This window comes from Conexibacter woesei Iso977N (genome assembly GCF_000424625.1).
GTDB classification, from domain to species: domain Bacteria; phylum Actinomycetota; class Thermoleophilia; order Solirubrobacterales; family Solirubrobacteraceae; genus Baekduia; species Baekduia woesei_A.
In genome coordinates this window covers 75476-93739 of sequence record NZ_AUKG01000002.1, presented here as the reverse complement: position 1 = coordinate 93739, position 18264 = coordinate 75476, and the positions used below count along the sequence as shown (strand labels likewise).

Genomic DNA, 18264 nt, shown 5'->3' with positions numbered 1-18264 from the left:
GCAAGGAGCGTTCGCTTGTCCTGAAGGGTCGCGCGCGCGATCTTGGGACGCATGCCGTTGCGCCACGCCCTGCTCGCCGTCGCGGTCGCTGCGACGTGGGGGCTCAACTTCGTCGTGATCGACGTCGGGCTGGAGCAGGTCACGCCGCTGGTGCTGTGCGCGCTGCGCTTCGCGCTCGTCGGCGTGCCGCTGGCGTTCTTCGTGCGGCGCCCGGCGGTGCCGTGGCGGCTGATCGTGGGGATCGGCGTGGCGCTCGGCATCGTCAAGTTCGGCTTGTTGTTCATGTCGATGGACGTCGGGATGCCGGCCGGGCTGGCGTCGGTCGTCCTGCAGGCGCAGGCGCCGTTCACCCTGTTGCTGGCCGCGCTCGTCGCGGGCGAGCGACCGACCGGCGCGCAGTCCGCCGGGTTGTTGGTGGCCTTGCTCGGGATCGGCCTGATCGCCTCCGCCTCCGGCGGCGGCGGGATGACCGCGGCAGGCCTGGCGATGTGCCTCGCGGCGGCCGCCGCCTGGGCGGTCGCCAACCTGCTGATGAAGCGCGCGACCGCCGCCGACCCCATCGCGCTGATGGTCTGGATCTCCCTCATCCCACCACTGCCGTTGTTGATGCTGTCGCTCCTGATCGACGGCCCCTCGTCCGTGGAGACCATCCTCCACCTCAACGCCAAGTCCTTGCTGGCGGTCCTCTACATCGCCGCCTTCTCGACGCTCGGCGCCTTCGGCGCCTGGTCCTTCCTCATGAAGACCCACCCCGCCGCCCAAGTCGCCTCCTTCGCCCTCCTCGTCCCACCCTTCGGCCTCACCTTCGCCGCCCTCCTCCTCAACGAACCCCTCGGCCCCCTCCAAATCGCCTCAGCGTTGTTGGTCGTATCAGGCGTCGCCCTCTCCACCACCACCGTCCACCCCCTCACCAAGCTCTCCCCGGCCCGCTAAATCAACCACCCCAACAATCCAGAGACGACGACTAGGCGACTCCGCGGGACCAGAAGCGACAGCGATGCCGGACGGATGACGGCAAAGACCGCGCCCGCTCCACGCCGCAACAAGCGACGACGATCAAGCGAAGCGCCTTCAACCGAGCGGCCGGCGGTGCGAGGAGTGATGGGCGCGGAACCGGCAGTCGCGGGACCGCCGGGATCGAGCGCGTGACTAGGTGCCGGACGGATGACGGCAAAGAGCGCGATCCGTTGCTTTGCCACCGACGACAACGATCAAGCGAAGCGCCTTCAACCGAGCGGTCGGCGGCGCGGAGGCTGATGACGTGGAAAGGGCGGTCGCTGCGCCGCCGGGATCGGGCGCGTAACTAGGTGCGTTCGAGGAGGGCTAGTTGGGTTGGGCCCAGGATCCCGGAGAGGGTGGCGCCGGAGGGGAGGTCGTAGGTTTCGCCGGAGAGGACGTCGTGCCAGGTGCCGGTGGCCTCGGTGGGCAGGGTCCAGGGGGTTGTGCCGGTGGAGGTGTCGCGGATCGAGGTCGCTACGAGGATGTCGCCGCGGAGGAAGGCGAGGATGTCGCTCGAGGTCTCGACCTTGATGTAGTTGTTGGTCGCGAAGCTCTCGGGACGGCGGCGGCGGAGGTCGAGGGCGGCGGTCGTCAGGTGGAGCTTCGCGGTCTCCGCGGTGGGCGGCGAGCCGGCGCGGAGGGATTCCAGTGCGGTGGCGTGGGCCTGCCAGTCGACGGGGCGGCGGTTGTCGGGGTCGACCAGCGCGTACTTCCAGAGCTCGTCGCCCTGATAGGTGTCGGGCAACCCCGGAACGGTGAGCTTGAGGAGCGTCTGGGCCAGCGCGATGCGCGCACCGATCTCCGCGACGCGGTCGGCGATGACGTCGAAGCCGTAGCGGAAGGGACCATGGTCGATCAGGCCGACCGCGAACGCCTTGACCGCAGCCTCGTGCCTCTCGTTGGGCGAGATCCAGTTCGACGACACCTTGGCCTCGCGCAGCGCCTTCTCCAGGTAGGCCTCGAGCCGGTCGGGCTCGATCGGCCACGTCGCGACGAGGGTCTGATAGATCAGCAGCTCCTCGGACGGCGTCGGCGCGCCGCTCTTCCGCAGCGGCTCGTTGACCTCGAACCACGACCGCACCGCGCCGGCCCACTCGTCGGCCATCCACGTCAACGCGACGAGCCGCGCCCGGACGTCCCCGGTGCGCTTCGTGTCGTGCGTGGAAGAGACCAACAGGTTGTGCGGCAGCCGCGCGGCGTTCCCGGCATGGAACTGGTCGGCCGTGATGCCGAACCGCGACGGATCACCACCGACTTCGTTCAACGCCAACAACCGCGTGTAGCGGTAGAACGCGGTGTCCTCGACGCCCTTGGCCATCACCGCCGGCGTCGTCTGCTGGAAGCGCGTGACGAACTCGGACGGCGCCGACGAGACGTCGTCGAGCGTGAGCACGGCGCGCAGCGCGTCGGGCTGGTTCGCGAGCGCCTCGCGGTCGGCCGCCTCGACGTGGCCGAGCGCGGGCTCGGCGTAGGTGCGGTAGATCGGGAGGATCGACACCGCGGCCGCGAGGTCCGGCGCCTCCGGCCACAACCGCTCCAGGCGCTCGACCTCCGGCCTGAACGACGTCGTCGCCTGCTCGAGCTTCGCCTCGTCGGCGACCTCGCCGAACGGTCGCGGGTCGTCCACGAGCGAGTCATACAACTCGGTCAGCGGCCTCTCCGCTGCCGGGTCGACGAACAGCGCCGCGACGTCGTTGGCGAACTCGTAGCCGACGGTCCCCGCGACGGGCCAGTCGGCGCGCAGCTCCTCGCCGGGGTCCAGGATCTTCTCGACCCACACGTTCTCCGCCCCGCCCTCGCGCAGGCGGTCGAGGTACTCGCGCGGGTTCGCCAACCCGTCCGGATGGTCGACGCGCAGCCCGTCGATCACGCCCTCGCGCACCAACCGCAGCGCCAGGTCCGACACCGCGTGGAAGACCTCCGGGTCCTCCATCCTCACGCCGGCCAGCTCGTCGATGTCGAAGAACCGCCGCCAGCGCCCGCTGACCGGGTCGACGTCGAAGAACTTCTCCCGCAGCTCCGGATCGGACCAGAAGCGGTTGCCGTCATCCGTCGCCATGTGGTTCGGGACGACGTCCAAGATGATGCCCATGCCATGCGCATGGCAGACCTCGGCCAAAGCGCGCAGCCCGTCCTCCCCGCCGAGCGCGTCGCTCACTCGCCCCGGATCGATCACGTCGTAGCCGTGCGTCGACCCCTCGCGCGCCTGGAACGACGGCGAGAGGTAGAGGTGCGAGCACCCGAGATCCGCAACATAAGGAACAAGCTCCGCGGCCCGCGCGAAGTCCAGGTCGGTCCCCAGCTGCAGCCGGTACGTCGCCCGCAACGGCGCGCGGTTGACGTCGCTCACGCCGTCCGCCGCAGCACGGTGATCGACCGCGACGACACGTAGCACTGCCCCCGCGCCCTGTAGGACTCGTGCCCCGGCTCGATGTCCGGCGAGACCGTCGTCAGCTCGACGCTCCACGTCCGCCCGAACCGCGCCGCCGGCAGCTGGAACACCGCGTCCTCGTGATACGAGTTGAACAACATCAGGAACGAGTCGCCCTCGACCGCCACGCCGTGACGATCGCGCGCACCCGTCGCGCTGCCGTTCAGGAACACGCCCAGCGACCGGTGGTCCGGGTTCTCCCAGTCGCGCCGCGTCATCCGCCGCCCGTCGAGCCGGAACCACCACACGTCCGGAAGCCCCGGCGCCGACGACTCGCCCGCCAGGAACTGCGACCGCCGGAACACCGGCTCGCCGCGCCGCAGCGCGATCAGCCGCCGCGTGAACTCCATCAACGATCGCCCGTCCTCACCGATGTCCCACGCGTACCACGAGATCGGCGAGTCCTGGCACCACCCGTTGTTGTTGCCGCCCTGCGTGCGGCACAGCTCGTCGCCGCCCAACAACATGGGGACGCCCTGCGACAACATCAACGTGGTCAGGAAGTTCCGCTGCTGCTGGGCGCGCAGCCTGACGATCCCCTCGTCGTCGGTCTCCCCCTCCGCGCCGCAGTTCCAGGACCGGTTGTCGTCGGTCCCGTCGCGGTTGCCCTCCTGGTTGGCGTCGTTGTGCTTGTCGTTGAACGACACCAGGTCACGAAGCGTGAAGCCGTCGTGCGCGGTGATGAAGTTGATCGACGCGAACGGCGACCGCCCGTCGTCGGCATAGAGGTCCGACGACCCCGTGAACCGCGACGCGAAGTCCGCGATCGACGCCTGCCCGCGCCAGAAGTCGCGCATCGTGTCGCGGTAGATCCCGTTCCACTCGCTCCACAGCACCGGGAAGTTGCCGACCTGGTACCCGCCCGGCCCGACGTCCCACGGCTCGGCGATCAGCTTGACCTGCGACAGCACCGGGTCCTGGTGGATGGTGTCGAAGAACGACCCCAGCCGGTCGACGTCGTAGAACTGCCGCGCCAGGGTCGACGCCAAGTCGAAGCGGAACCCGTCCACATGGCACTCCAGCACGAAGTACCGCAGCGAGTCCATGATCATCCGCAGGACCGCCGGCTGCACGGCGTTGAGCGTGTTGCCCGTCCCCGTGAAGTCCATGTAGAAGTGCGGGTCCTCGGGCGACAGCCGGTAGTACGCCGCGTTGTCCACGCCCTTGAACGACAACATCGGACCGAGGTGGTTGCCCTCGGCCGTGTGGTTGTAGACCACGTCGAGGATGACCTCCAGCCCCGCGCGGTGCAGGGCCTTCACCATCCCCTTGAACTCCTTGAGGTTCTCGCCCGGCTCGTGGTTGGCCGCGTACGGCGAGTGCGGCGCCAGGTAGCCGATGCTCGAGTAGCCCCAGTAGTTCTTGAGCCCGTGCTCGTGCAGGAACGACTCGTCGGCGATGTGGTGGATCGGCAGCAGCTCGACCGCCGTCACGCCCAAGTCCTTCAGGTACCCGACGACCTCGTCGGACGCCAGCCCCGCGTAGGTCCCGCGCAGCTCCTCGGGCAACTGGTCGAGCTGCTTCGTCAGGCCCTTGACGTGCGTCTCGTAGATCACCGTCTCGGTCCACGGGATCCGCGGCGGCCTGTCGTCCTCCCAGTTGAAGGACTCGTCGACGACGACGCACTTCGGGATCGCCGGCGCGCTGTCCTCGTCGTCGAACTCGAAGTCGGCGTCGTCGGTCACCCCGTCGTCGGGCGGCGTGTAGGGCAGCGCGTTGGCGGCGTCCCAGTCGACGATCCCGTCGATCGCCTTGGCGTAGGGGTCGATCAGCAGCTTGTTGGGGTTGAAGCGATGCCCTTCGGCCGGCGCGTACTTGCCGTGCACGCGGTAGCCGTAGCGCTGCCCCGGCCCGACGCCCGGCAGGTAGCAGTGCCAGTTGTGCGCGGTCTGATCGACCACCTCAACTCGCTCCTCCACCCCATCGCGGTCGAACAGGCACAGCTCGACGCGCTCGCCGTTCTCGGAGAAGATCGAGAAGTTGGTGCCCTGCCCGTCCCACGTGGGACCGAGCGGGAACGGCTCGCCCGGCCAGGCCTCGCGCCCGCCGCCGTCACCGTCGCCGCTCATGCGACCACGCCCTGGATCAGCGCGCCCGCCAGCGCCGGGAGCACGACGTGCCCGTCGGCGCGCAGCGCGACGCCGTCGTGGGTGGCCAGGGCGATGACGCGCGCGGCGTCACCGGGGACGACGAGCTCGCCGTCAGAGAAGTTCATCACCAAGGTGTAGTCCCCACGACGGACCCGGACCCAACCCTCGGATTGATCGGCCCGCACGTCGTCGACCGGCCCGCGCGGCAGCGCGCGCCGCGCCCTCAACAGGTTCACGTACAACTCGCGCAGCCTCGGGTCCTCGCGCCGCGTCAGCCGCGACTGGGCGAACGTCGCCGGGTCCTGCGGATCCGGGACCTCCTCGCCCGCGAACTGCGCGAACGACGCGAACTCGGCCCGCCGCCCCTCTCGCGTGGCCACGGCGATCTCCTCGTCGATGTGATCGGTGAAGAACATGAACGGCGCGTCCTCACCGTACTCCTCGCCCATGAACAACATGGGGGTGTACGGCGACAGCAGCGTGCAGAACGCCGCCAACGGCCGCGCGTCGTGCGGCAGCCGGTCGCCGAAGGCGCGGTTGCCGACCTGGTCGTGGTTCTGGTCGAAGACCACGAACCGCTCCGGCGGGCAGCCGCGCGCGGGCGCGCCGAAGCGGCGCTTGCGGAACTCCGACCAGCGCCCGTCGTGCAGGTGCGGGTCGCGCAGCACGTGCACGAGGTCGGCGACCGTGCCGAACTCCGCGTAGTAGCCCTCGTGCTCGTCGGTGACCAGCGTCCGGATCGCGTGGTGGACGTCGTCGGCCCACGCGGCGTCGCAGCCCCAGCCGCCGGACTCGGGCTCGCGCACCACCTTGGGGTCGTTGAGCCCGGACTCGGCGATCACCAGCGCGCGCCAGTTGACCGCGTGGACGCGCCGCGCCAGCTCCGCGACGACGTGCTCGGCGGAGGAGTCGAAGATCGCGTGGACCGCATCAAGACGTAGTCCATCGAGGTGCAGGTCCCGGATCCAGTACTCCGCGCACTGCACGGCCCACTCGCGCACCGGCCCGGACCAGGCGTCGTCGTAGTTGATGGCCGCGCCCCAGAAGGTGGAGTACTTGTCGGTGAAGTACGGGCCGTACGCGGCCATCGCGGTGTTCCCGGAGGCGCCGACGTGGTTGATCACCAGGTCCAGCACGACGCCCAGCCCCACCCGGTGCGCCGCGTCGACCAGCCGCGCGAGCGCGTCCGGCCCGCCGTAGGCCTCGTGCGCGGCCCAGATGTAGACGCCGTCGTAGCCCCAGCCGCGGCTGCCCGGGAACGAGGCGACCGGCATCAGCTCGATCGCCGTGACGCCCATCGCCGCCAGCCCCGCGAGGTGCGGGATCACCGCGTCGAACGTCCCCTCCTCGGTGAACGTCCCGACGTGCAGCTCGTAGACGACGAGGTCCTCCAGCGCGACGCCGTCCCACCCCGCGTCGTCCCACGTCCAGCGCGACGGGTCGACGACCCGCGACGGCCCGCGCAGGCCCTCGGGCTGGAAGCGCGTGCAGGGATCCGGGAGCGCGTCGCCGTCGAGGACGAAGCGGTAGTCGTCGCCCGCCGCGGCCGGCGCGACGACGCTCCACGTGCCGCGCCCCTCGTCCTCCATCGGGATCGCCTCGCCGCGCAGCTGGAGCACCGGGTCGTGGTCGAGCGAGAACACGCGGAACCGCACGTTCCCGTCGCCCAGCGGCACCGCGCCCAGCGGCCGTTCCCACGGCAGCTCGCTAGAAGACATGCGCGCCCAGCCAGTCCGAGGCGAAGAACGCCGCGAACAAGGGCACGAGGCCCCACATGATCCAGTGGATCTCCGACGCGCGCCGCCGCGCGATCATCACGACCACGTAGCCGAACACGCCGAGCCCGATGCCGGCGGAGATCGAGAACGTCAGCGGGATCCCGATGATCACCAGGAACGCCGGGACCGCGTCCTCGGGCTGCTCCCAGTCGATGCCCTGTACGAGCTGGATCATCAAGTACCCCACCATGACCAGCGCCGGCGCGATCGCCGGGTGGATGGTGGTGTCCTTGCTCACCGCGACGCCCTGGCCGACGACCGCGATCAAGGGCACGAAGAAGATCGTCAAGGCGAACAACAACCCGGTGACGACCGAGGCGAACCCGGTCCGCGCGCCCTCCGCGACGCCCGCACCGGACTCCACGTAGGTCGTGACCGACGAGACGCCCATGGCGCCGCCGCCCGCCGCCGCGAGCGAGTCCACCAACAAGAGGTTCCTGACCTTCGGGATCTCGCCCTCCTCGTCGAGCAGCCCGCCCGCGCTGGTCACCGCGTAGGCGGTCCCGACCGTGTCGAAGAAGTCGGTCATGAACAGCGAGAAGATGACCGGCACCAGCGTCCACGTCAGCGCGTCGCCCAGCGCCGACGACGACAGCCCGTCGCCGATCGTCGAGAAGTCGTCGCTCGTCGGCCAGCGCGCGACCGCGCTCGGCCCGTCCAGCACGCCGAAGATCAGCCCCAGCACGGTCGAGGTCCCGATCCCGAGCAGGATCGACCCACGCACGCCCGCGGCGCTCAGCCCCAAGGCCACCAGGATGCCCGCCAGCGCGATCAGCGCCGGCCCGGACGTCAGGTCGCCGAGCGCGATCCCCGTCGCGGCGTCGTTGACGACGATGCCGCCGTCGCGCAGCCCGACCAACGTGATGAACAACCCGATGCCGACGCCGATCGCCAGCTTCAGCGACGACGGCACGGCCCGGACGACCGCCTCGCGCAGCCCGGCGAGCACCAGCACGACGGCGACCGCGCCCTCCAGGACGATGCACGCCATCCCGACGTCCGGCGACACCCTGCGTCCCAAGATGATGTCGAACGCCACCACCGCGTTGATGCCCAGGCCCGAGGCCAGCGCGAACGGCAGGTTGGTGGCCAGGCCCATGATGATGGTAAACCCGGCGGCGGCCAGCGCGGTCGCCACGGCGACCGCGTCGAACGGGAGCCCGGCGGACGACAGGATCGCCGGGTTGACGAACACGATGTAGGACATCGTGAGGAACGTGACGACGCCACCGAGGACCTCGCGGCGAAGCGAGGTCTCGCGGGCGTCGAAGCGGAAGAGGCTCTGCACCAGCGCCGTCTCTACCCCTCAGGGGCGAACCACAACACACCCAGCGGAGGCAACGTCATCGCCGCGGAGTGGGCCTGGCCGTGCCACGGCAGCTCCTCGGCGTCGACGCCGCCGAAATTCCCGGTGCCCGAGCCGCCGTACTGCTCGGCGTCGGTGTTGAGAACCTCGCGCCAGCGCCCACCGTTGGGCAGGCCCACGCGGTAGCCCTCGCGCGGGACCGGCGTCAGGTTCATGACGCACACGAGCGGCGAGCCGTCCCTCGCGCGGCGCATGAACGCCACGACCGAGTTCTCGGCGTCGTTGGCCTCGATCCAGGCGAAGCCCTCCGGGTCGCCGTCGCGCTCCCACAGCGCGGGCTGGTCGCGGTAGACGTGGTTGAGGTCGCGGACGAGCGCCTGGACGCCGCCGAACGTCGGGCGCCCCTCGTCGTCGCGCTGATCCAGCACGTGCCAGTCCAGCGAGCGCTCGGCGTTCCACTCGTCGGGCTGCGCGAACTCCTGACCCATGAACAGCAGCTGCTTGCCCGGGTGGGCCCACTGGAACGCGTACAGCGCGCGGACGTTGGCGAGCTTCTGCCAGTGGTCGCCCGGCATCCGCGAGTAGATGGTGCCCTTGCCGTGCACGACCTCGTCGTGCGAGAGCGGCAGGATGAAGTTCTCGGAGAAGGCGTACATCAACGAGAACGTCAGCTCGTGGTGGTGGAAGCGGCGGTGGATCGGGTCGTGCGCGAAGTAGTTGAGGGTGTCGTGCATCCACCCCATGTTCCACTTGAACCCGAAGCCCAGGCCACCGACGTACGTCGGCCGCGAGACGCCCGGCCACGCGGTCGACTCCTCGGCGGCGCTGATCACGCCCGGCTCGCGCGCGTGCAGGACGGTGTTGAGCTCCTTCAGGAACGCGACCGCTTCGAGGTCCTCGCGGCCGCCGTGCTCGTTGGGGATCCACTCGCCCGCCTTGCGCGAGTAGTCCAGGTACAACATCGACGCGACCGCGTCCACGCGCAGGCCGTCGGCGTGGAAGTCCCTGCACCAGAAGATGCCGGACGCCAGCAGGAAGTTCCGGACCTCGTTGCGCCCGAAGTTGAACACCAACGTGCCCCACTCCGGGTGCGCGCCGCGGCGCGGGTCGTCGTGCTCGTAGAGCGCGGTGCCGTCGAAGCGCGCCAGGGCCCAGTCGTCGCGCGGGAAGTGCGCCGGGACCCAGTCCAGCAGCACGCCGATCTCGTGCTCGTGCATGCGGTCGACGAAGGCCTTCAGGTCGTCGACCGTCCCCAGCCGCGGATCGGGCGCGAAGTAGCCGGTGACCTGGTAGCCCCAGGAGCCCGTGAACGGGTGCGCCATGACCGGCAGCAGCTCGACGTGGGTGAACCCCATGTCGGTCGCGTAGGCGGCCAGCTGGTCGGCGACCTCGGTGTAGTTCAGCAGCCGCTCCGGGTCCTCCGGGTCGCGCCGCCAGGAGCCGAGGTGGACCTCGTAGATCGAGATCGGGCGTTCATGTTGCACTTGCTCGCCGCGCTGGGCGACCCACTCGCCGTCGGCCCACTGGTGGCGCGAGTCGGTGACGATCGCCGCGGTCTTGGGCGAGATCTCGACCGCCCGCGCGTACGGGTCGGTCTTGACGCGCAGCGCGCCGCCCTGCGTCCTGAGCTCGAACTTGTAGAGCGCGCCGGCCCTCACGCCGGGCAGGAACAGCTCCCAGATCCCGGACGGGCCGAGCGTGCGCATCGGGTGCAGGCGCCCGTCCCACGCGTTGAAGTCCCCGACCACCGCGACGGCCTTGGCGCTCGGCGCCCAGACGGAGAACGCGACGCCGAGAACGCCATCAACTTCCCGGAGATGGCCACCAAGATGCTCGTAGATCTCCTCGTGGCGGCCCTCGCCGGCGAGGTGCAGGTCCAGCTCGCCGACCGTCGGCGGGAAGGCATAGGGGTCGCGGTCCTCGACCGTCACCCCGTCCGGGTAGCGCGTCTCGACCGTGTACCTCAGCGGCGGCTTGATGCCGTCCAGGTGCACGGCCCACACGCCGGCCTCGTGGACCAGCTCGGCGCCGAAGTCCCTGCCGCCGTCGTGGTGGACGACGACGTGCTCGGCGCCCGGGCGCCAGGCGCGGACGATCGTCCCGCCGTCGCCGTCGGGGTGCGCGCCCAGCAGCGCGTGCGGGTCGGCCAGCTCGTTGCGCGACAACGCCTCCGCGTCCCTCTGCCAGGCCTTGGTGAAGCGCTCGTCCTGCATCGTGCGGGTCATGCCTCCGGCTCCGTCGTCTCGGGTTCGAGCAGCCGCGCGATCCCGGCCACCGGGATCTTGACCCAGTCCGGCCGGTTGTCCAGCTCGTAGCGCAGCTCGTACACCGCCTTCTCCAGCTCGAAGACGGCCAGCAGCCGCTCGACCGCCGCCCGTCCAGGCGGCAGCAAGGACTGGTCGCTCTCCTCGATGTACCCATCGAGGTACGCCGTACGCACGGACTGCTCCCAGCCCTCGGGCGCGGCGGCGCCGTGCAGCAGCTCCGACGCGGTCGCCGCGTAGGCGAACGAGCGCAGCATGCCGGCGACGTCGCGCAGCGGCGAGCGCTTGCGGCGGCGCTCGATCAGCGTGCGCGCGGGCTCGCCCTCGAAGTCCAGGACGACCCAGTCCTCGTCGGCCGTGAACATGACCTGGCCGAGGTGGTAGTCGCCGTGATGGCGGATGACCTTGCCGGCGCTGCCGACCTGGGTCAGGCGCCGCAGCTGGTCGCGGACCTCCTGCCCGCGGCCGCGGATCGGCTCGAGCGCCTCGAGGTCGTCGGGGAGGTCGACGAACATCCGCTCGATCTCCTCGTCGACCGTCGCGGTGATCAACCCCAATGCCTCGGTCGACGTCTCCTCGGGCGCGAACGCCGGGTCCTGCCCGTCCGAGCCCAGCGCGGTGTGCATCCGGCCGGTCACCTCGCCCAGCGCGCGGGCGCGCGCGACGAAGCGCTGCGGGTCCTCGCGCAGGTCGGCGAGCGCCAGGTCCCAGCCGTCGGTCGCGCCGGTCAGGAAGTCCTGGACGATCCCGAGCGTCGCGTCGATCAGCCGGCCGGAGTGCCCGTACCAGCCGCGCAGCGCGGCGATGTGCGGGAAGTCGCGCTCGGTCAGGAACCTCAGGATCTCGAGCTCAGGGTTGGGCCCGGCGCCGAGCCGGCGGTAGGCCTTCAACACGTACTTCTCGTCGAGGACCACGGAGGAGTTGGACTGCTCGGCGCCCATCGGGCGCACGTCCTGGATCTCCGGCAGCGCGAGGTCGCCGACCGCGTGGAACTCAGCGGTCCCGGAGCCGGTCTCGATCTCGGTGCCCGCGGCGATCATCCGGACGAGCCGGCGCGCGGTGTCGTCGTCGCTCATCGCGTCGTAGATCGTCATGCCCTCGTTGGTGCAGATGACGCTGACGCCCTCGGCGGCCGCCTCGCCCTCCGGCCGCGCGCCGATCGGCAGCTGGTAGAGCTCGTGCGTGCCGGGCAGGAACTCGACCTCGAGGATCGCGATGCCCAGCGGCTGCTCGGTCAGCGGGATCGTCTCCAGGACGCGGAAGTGCGCGACCTCCTTGGACTTCGAGCCGAACCAGCGCTGCGCGATGACGAACTCGCGCAGGGCGTCTTCGCTGGGGAGCCGCAGCTCGCGGACGGGCGCGGTCATGCGGCCTCCTCAGGGTTGTTGTCGTGGTGGCCATCGCCGATCTCGGCCTGCGGCTCGGCCTCCGCCGGCTTGTCCAGGACGAACCAGAAGAACCCGCGCGGCGCGAGCGTCAGCAGGTACGGCAGCTCGCCGATGCGCGGGAAGCGCGTGCGCCCGAACATCTCCACCGGGTAGCGGCCCTCGTAGGCCGACAGGTCCAGCTCGACCGCCTGCGCGCTGCGCGCGACGTTGTGCACGCACATGATCACGTCGTCGGCGTAGGTCCGCAGGTGCGCGAAGATCCGCGGGTTCTCGGTCTGGATCAGCTGGTAGTCGCCGAGCCCGAAGACCGGGTGCTCCTTGCGCAGCGCCACGAAGCGGTGAAGCCAGCGCAGCAACGACGTCGGCGTGCGCAGCTGCGCCTCGACGTTGACGGCCTGGAAGCCGTAGACCGGGTCCATCAGCGGCGGCGCGTAGAGCTGGGCGAAGTCGGCGCGCGAGAAGCCGCCGTTGCGGTCGCCCGTCCACTGCATCGGCGTCCGGACGCCGTCGCGGTCGCCGAGGTAGATGTTGTCGCCCATCGCGATCTCGTCGCCGTAGTACAGGACCGGCGAGCCGGGCAGCGAGAACAGGATCGCGGTCATCAGCTCGATCTCGTCGCGCCCGTTGTCGAGCAGCGGCGCCAGGCGCCGCCGGATCCCGACGTTGATCTTCATGCGCGGGTCCTTCGCGTACTCCCCGTACATGTAGTCGCGCTCTTCGTCGGTGACCATCTCGAGCGTCAGCTCGTCGTGGTTGCGCAGGAACAGCCCCCACTGCGCGGTGTGCGGGATCGCGGGCGTGCGCTCCAGGATCTCGGCCATCGGCGTGGCGTCCTCGCGGCGCAAGGACATGAACATGCGCGGCATGACCGGGAAGTGGAAGGCCATGTGGCACTCGTCGCCCTCGCCCTTCCCGTAGTACTCGACGACGTCCTCGGGCCACTGGTTGGCCTCGGCGAGCAGCACGCGGTCGGGGTACTCCTCGTCGACCGTCGCGCGCACCTTGCGGAGGAACTCGTGCGTCTCCTCCAGGTTCTCGCAGTTGGTGCCCTCGCGCTCGTAGAGGTAGGGCACGGCGTCGAGGCGGAAGCCGTCGAGGCCGCGGTCCAGCCAGAAGCGCAGGACGTCGAGCATCTTCTCGTGGACGACCGGGTTGTCGTAGTTGAGGTCCGGCTGGTGGGAGAAGAAGCGGTGCCAGAAGTACTGGCCCGCGACCGGGTCCCAGGTCCAGTTCGACGTCTCGGTGTCGGTGAAGATGATCCGCGCGTCGGCGTACTTGTCGTCGGTGTCGGACCAGACGTACATGTCGCGCTCGGGCGATCCGGCCGGCGCGTTGCGGGCGTCCTGGAACCACTGGTGGTCGCTGGACGTGTGGTTCATCACCAGGTCGGCGATGACGCGGATGCCGCGCTCGTGGGCGGCCAGGATGAAGGCTTCGAAGTCCTCCACCGTTCCGTAGTCCGGATGGATCCCGTAGAAGTCGGCGATGTCGTAGCCGCCGTCGCGCAACGGGCTCGGGAACATCGGCAGCAGCCAGATGCAGTCGACGCCCAGCCACTGCAGGTAGTCGAGCTTCTCGGTCAGCCCGGCGAAGTCGCCGGAGCCGTCGTCGTTGCCGTCGAAGAACCCGCGCAGGTGGATCTCGTAGAAGACCGCGCGCTTGAACCACAGCGGGTCGCGCTCGAACCAGTGCGTCGGGTCGGCGGCGCTGAGCGTCTTGCTCTGGCCCTCGTGCTCGCTCTGCAGCTCGCGGGCCTGCTCGCCGTCCGCCGCCCCGAACCGCGTCGGCGCGTCGGCCGACGACTCACGTGCCTCGGTTGCCATGGTTAGCCGTTCACCACCCGGAGGAGGTGGGCCTGGCGGTCGCCGGGAGCGAGCCGCACGTAGTTGTCGCCGACGTGCCAGTCGTAGCGACTGCCGTCGAGGAGGTCCTGGACCTGGAAGTTCCAGGGCAGTCCGAGGTTGTCGGGCACGACGACCGAGCCCTCCTGGGCCCACTGCGGGTCGAGGCAGACGACCGCGAGGATCGCGTCGTCGCCGGTCTTCTTGATGTAGGCGATGAGCCCGTCGTTGCGCGTGTCCAGGAACGTGATGTTGGACAGGTGCTGCAGCGCGGGGTGCGCGCGGCGGGCCTCGTTGAGCAGCCGGACGAGGCCGAGCAGCGGCGCGCCTTCGAGCGTGCGCTGCTTGATCTCGTACTTCTCGGAGTCGAGGTACTCCTCGCTGCCGGGCCTGACCGCGGTGTGCTCGATCCACTCGTAGCCGGAGTAGATCCCGTAGGACGGGCTCAGCGTCGCGGCCAGCACGAGGCGCGACTCGAACGCCGCGCGGCCGCCGTGCTGGAGCTGCTCGGTGAGGATGTCCGGCGTGTTGGCGAAGAAGTTGGGGCGGAAGTACTCGCTCGACTCGTAGGCGAGCTCGTTGACGTACTGCTCCAGCTCCCAGCGCGACTGCTGCCAGGTGAAGTAGGTGTAGGACTGGTTGAACCCCGACTTGCCCAGCGCGCGCATGACCGCGCGGCGGGTGAACGCCTCGGCGAGGAAGACCGTGTCGGGGTGCTTGGCCCGGACCTCGGCGATCATCCACTCCCAGAACGCCAGCGGCTTCGTGTGCGGGTTGTCGACGCGGAAGATCTTGACCCCGCGCTCGACCCACAGCAGCACGACGTCGCGCAGCGCGTTCCAGAGGTTCCTCCAGTCCTCGCACTGGAAGTTGACGTTGTAGATGTCCTGGTACTTCTTGGGCGGGTTCTCGGCGTACTTCAGCGAGCCGTCGGGGCGGCGGTGGAACCACTCCGGGTGCTCGGTCAGCCACGGGTGGTCGGCCGAGCACTGGATCGCGAAGTCCAGGGCGATCTCCAGGCCGTGCTCGTTGGCGGTCCTGACGAGGTGGCCGAAGTCCTCGAGCGTGCCGAGCTCCGGGTGGACGGCCTCGTGGCCGCCCTCGTCCTGGTTGCCGATCGCGTAGACGCTGCCGGGGTCGTCGGGACCGGCGGTCAGCGCGTTGTTGCGCCCCTTGCGGTTCTTGACGCCGATCGGGTGGATCGGCGGGAAGTAGAGGACGTCGAAGCCGAGCGCGGCGATCTGCGGGACGACCTCGGCCGTGCCGCGGAAGCCGCCCCAGCTGCGCGGGAACAGCTCGTACCAGGAGCTGAAGCGCGACAGCGGCGAGTCGACGTCCACGACGTAGGGCTCGGGCAGCGACGCGGCCTCGTCGGCGCGGTCGGGGTAGCGGTCGATCGCGGCGGCCAGCTCCGGGCCGAGCGCGGCGTCGTGCTTGGCCTCCTCGGGCGCGTCGGGGTCGGCGATGACGCCGAGCGCGTGCCTGATCAGCTTGCGGTCGCTGCCGGCCTTGGCGCGGTCGCGCGCGGCCTCCAGCAGCAGGACGCCCTCGCTCAGCTCGCCCGCGAGGTCGTGCTGGCCGAACTCGACCTTGCGCCGGATCTCCTCGCGCCACGAGGCGAAGCGGTCGATCCACGCCTCGATCGTCCATTCGTATCGGCCGAGCTCGTCGACCGGGAACGCGCCGGTGAAGGTGTCGCCGTCGACGTGCTTGTCGATGTGGGTCAGCGGCGCCTCGTTCCACCTGCGTCCCGCGGGGGACTTCCACTTCACCACCGCACGCAGGACGTCGTGGCCGTCGGCGAAGATGGTGGCCCGGACGTCCACGGTCTCGCCCGCGGTGCGCTTGGGTGCGTAGCGGCCGCCGTCGAGGACGGGGCCGGGATCCAGGATCACGATGCGCGGCGGGGCCGCGGGCTTGGCGCGTTTCGACCCGCCGTTCTTCACGACGCGGGACGGGGTCGGTTGGTCAGGCGATCGAGCGGGCACGTACTGGCGACTCTTCCCAGAAATAGCGACGACGAACGTGGAAAACCAGTGACCGACCGCAACAAGCACTTCGCCGGACGGGCCAGCGGCGTGCAGCTCCATCTCACCTCATTGCCGGGCGGACGCCTGGGCGGCGAGGCACGGCGCTTCGTCGACTGGCTCGCAGCGGCCGGGCAGTCGTGGTGGCAGATGCTCCCACTCGGGCCGCCCGATCGCTACGGCTCGCCGTACAAGGCCTCGTCGGCGTTCGCCGCGTGGCACGGGTTCCTGGAGGCGCCGAAGGCGAAGGTCGAGCCCGAGGAGGTCGAGGACTTCGTCGCGCGCCACGCGTTCTGGGCGCCGACGCTGCCGGCCCGGATGCTCCCGGACCAGGTCCGCTTCGAGCGCGAGTGGAGTGCGCTGCGTGCCTACGCCGCCGAGCGCGGCGTGCGGCTGATCGGCGACGTGCCGATCTACGTCGCGCCGGGGTCGTGGGACCAGAAGGCGTGGCCGGAGCTGTTCCAGGAGGGGGTCGTGGCGGGCGTGCCGCCGGACGCGTTCACCGCCGCGGGCCAGCGCTGGGGCAACCCGATCTACGACTGGCGCGCGCTGTCGTCGCGCAGGTACCGCTGGTGGGTCGAGCGCTTCCGGCGCACGTTCGAGTTGTACGACATGGCCCGCATCGACCACTTCCGCGGGTTCGTGGCCTACTGGGCGGTGCCCTCCGCCGACCGCGACGCGCGCGGCGGCACGTGGGTCCGGGGGCCGGGCCGGGCGCCGTTCGCGGCGGGTGTGCGCGAGCTGGGCGCGGGCGCGATGGCCGGGTTCATCGCCGAGGACCTCGGCGTGATCACGCCGCCGGTCACGCGGCTGCGGCGCGAGCTGGGCTATCCGGGGATGGTCGTCCTGCAGTTCGCGTTCGACCCCGACGACCCGCGCGGACCGCACCGGCTGGAGAACCACGGCAGCGACGTCGTCGCCTACACGGGGACGCACGACACCGACACGCTGCGTGGTTGGTGGTCGACGCTGGAGGCGCCGCGGCGGCGCGAGGCGCGCGCGGCGGTCGAGGCCGCGGGGTTCGGCAGGGACGACATCGACTGGGCGCTGATCCGGCTCTGGATGTCGTCGCCGGCGCCGCTGGTGATGACGCAGGTCCAGGACGTCCTGGGGCTGGGCAGCGAGGCGCGGATGAACCTGCCGGGGACGGCCGGCGGCGCGTGGAAGTTCCGGCTGCGGCGCGGGCAGCTGACCGCGGCGCGGGCCAAGCGCCTGCGCGCGGCGACCGAGGAGGCGGGGCGGCTTGCCCGGTGAGGGCGCGGGCGGTCCCGTCCTCGCGCTCGGCGACTCGATCCTGTGCGGGCCCGAGGAGGGCGCGTTCGGCGTGCCGCCGCGGGTCTGGCCGCAGTGGCTGGCCGAGACGCTCGACCTGCCGTTCCACCGGCTAGCCCGACCGGGTGCTCTTTCGAGCGACGTCGAACGGCTCTTCGTGGGGCGTCTGCGTTCTGACTACACGCTGGCGTGCGTGGGGGTCGGGACCAACGACGTCCGCATGCTCGATTGGGACCCGCGATCGTTCGAGGCGTCGGTGGGACGTCTCCTGGACGCCGTGGCGGAGCGCGCGGAGCGGGTCTGCGTCGCAACCGTGCCGCTCGACCTCGGCCGCCCGCGGGCCGGCGCGAAGGTGGCCGATCTCAACGCGATCGTGCGCAACCGCGCGGCGTCCAGCGGTGCGACGGTGGTCGCGTTGGACGACTTCGGCGGCTGGCGCCACTGGTTTCCCGACGCCGTGCACCCGACCGCGCTCGGCCAGCTCGAGATCGCACGGCGCGCCGCCGATGCACTGGAACTGGACGCATCGCCGCTCGCGCTGGCCGACGTCCAGTCCGGATGGACGGCCGACCTTCGCTACGCGGCGACGCGTCAAGTTGCCCATCTCGCCCGCGATTGGCGGCGCAGAGCGGCGGAACGTAACGTTTGACCCCGAGCAGGGGACGTATCAATGTGCGCCGAAGTGGGCAGCACAGCCCTCCTTAGGAGCGCTTGATCAGGGGATGGGAAGGTTTCGACGTCGCCGCAGCAGGCGACACCGACCCCGAATCTCTCCCCCCACTCGCAACGGCGCGACGGTGTGACACGTCGCACAGTTGCGCGAGCAACGAATCTGACGTAGAATTCCGAGTGCAGTCATCGGGATTTT

11 protein-coding genes are annotated in these 18264 nt (G+C 70.4%); 3 read left to right on the top strand and 8 right to left on the bottom strand.

The features are described 5' to 3' along the window. The first annotated feature begins 51 nt into the window (after positions 1-51). The gene (locus H030_RS31725; RefSeq protein WP_051222544.1) at positions 52-933 is read left to right on the top strand and encodes an EamA family transporter; all 882 of its coding nucleotides are present in this window, start codon (positions 52-54) and stop codon (positions 931-933) included. Positions 934-1303: 370 nt separating this feature from the next. On the opposite strand, the gene H030_RS0112635 is transcribed toward H030_RS31725, so the two are convergent. From H030_RS0112635 to H030_RS0112595, 8 genes are read right to left on the bottom strand one after another with little or no spacing between them, the layout of a single operon-like run. Beyond that, on the bottom strand, positions 1304-3349 hold the full coding sequence (locus H030_RS0112635; protein WP_027006373.1) for a malto-oligosyltrehalose synthase: 2046 nt from the start codon (positions 3347-3349) through the stop codon (positions 1304-1306). Then, on the bottom strand, positions 3346-5499 hold the full coding sequence (glgX, locus tag H030_RS0112630; protein ID WP_027007628.1) for a glycogen debranching protein GlgX: 2154 nt from the start codon (positions 5497-5499) through the stop codon (positions 3346-3348). The genes H030_RS0112635 and glgX overlap by 4 nt, the downstream gene beginning before the upstream one ends. After that, positions 5496-7238, bottom strand: coding sequence for a malto-oligosyltrehalose trehalohydrolase (treZ, locus tag H030_RS31720; RefSeq protein WP_081690778.1), 1743 nt, complete (start codon positions 7236-7238; stop codon positions 5496-5498). Before treZ ends, glgX begins: the two co-directional genes overlap by 4 nt. Next, complete coding sequence (locus H030_RS0112615) at positions 7228-8586, bottom strand: NCS2 family permease (RefSeq protein WP_027006372.1); 1359 nt, start codon at positions 8584-8586, stop codon at positions 7228-7230. Before H030_RS0112615 ends, treZ begins: the two co-directional genes overlap by 11 nt. A gap of 11 nt (positions 8587-8597) precedes the next feature. Next, positions 8598-10829, bottom strand: coding sequence for a 1,4-alpha-glucan branching protein GlgB (glgB, locus tag H030_RS31715; RefSeq protein WP_155892018.1), 2232 nt, complete (start codon positions 10827-10829; stop codon positions 8598-8600). Beyond that, the gene (locus tag H030_RS0112605) at positions 10826-12235 is read right to left on the bottom strand and encodes a maltokinase N-terminal cap-like domain-containing protein (RefSeq protein WP_027006371.1); all 1410 of its coding nucleotides are present in this window, start codon (positions 12233-12235) and stop codon (positions 10826-10828) included. Before H030_RS0112605 ends, glgB begins: the two co-directional genes overlap by 4 nt. Next, complete coding sequence (gene treS, locus H030_RS31710) at positions 12232-14079, bottom strand: maltose alpha-D-glucosyltransferase (RefSeq protein WP_081690777.1); 1848 nt, start codon at positions 14077-14079, stop codon at positions 12232-12234. The genes H030_RS0112605 and treS overlap by 4 nt, the downstream gene beginning before the upstream one ends. Before the next feature lie 2 nt (positions 14080-14081). Further along, on the bottom strand, positions 14082-15992 hold the full coding sequence (locus H030_RS0112595) for an alpha-1,4-glucan--maltose-1-phosphate maltosyltransferase (RefSeq protein WP_051223325.1): 1911 nt from the start codon (positions 15990-15992) through the stop codon (positions 14082-14084). A gap of 141 nt (positions 15993-16133) precedes the next feature. Between H030_RS0112595 and H030_RS0112590 the strand changes: the two genes are divergently transcribed. Then, positions 16134-17378 (top strand): 4-alpha-glucanotransferase, encoded by a 1245-nt coding sequence (locus tag H030_RS0112590; protein WP_027006369.1) that lies wholly within the window; start codon positions 16134-16136, stop codon positions 17376-17378. Beyond that, positions 17368-18045 (top strand): SGNH/GDSL hydrolase family protein, encoded by a 678-nt coding sequence (locus tag H030_RS0112585; protein ID WP_027006368.1) that lies wholly within the window; start codon positions 17368-17370, stop codon positions 18043-18045. The genes H030_RS0112590 and H030_RS0112585 overlap by 11 nt, the downstream gene beginning before the upstream one ends. Positions 18046-18264 lie beyond the last annotated feature (219 nt).

What these genes read in the sequence shown, in the direction of transcription:
- glgX (WP_027007628.1), bottom strand. Translation starts at nt 5,499, where the DNA reads ATGAGCGGCGACGGTGACGGCGGCGGGCGCGAGGCCTGGCCGGGCGAG.
- H030_RS31725 (WP_051222544.1), top strand. Translation starts at nt 52, where the DNA reads ATGCCGTTGCGCCACGCCCTGCTCGCCGTCGCGGTCGCTGCGACGTGG.
- glgB (WP_155892018.1), bottom strand. Translation starts at nt 10,829, where the DNA reads ATGACCCGCACGATGCAGGACGAGCGCTTCACCAAGGCCTGGCAGAGG.
- treS (WP_081690777.1), bottom strand. Translation starts at nt 14,079, where the DNA reads ATGGCAACCGAGGCACGTGAGTCGTCGGCCGACGCGCCGACGCGGTTC.
- treZ (WP_081690778.1), bottom strand. Translation starts at nt 7,238, where the DNA reads ATGTCTTCTAGCGAGCTGCCGTGGGAACGGCCGCTGGGCGCGGTGCCG.
- H030_RS0112605 (WP_027006371.1), bottom strand. Translation starts at nt 12,235, where the DNA reads ATGACCGCGCCCGTCCGCGAGCTGCGGCTCCCCAGCGAAGACGCCCTG.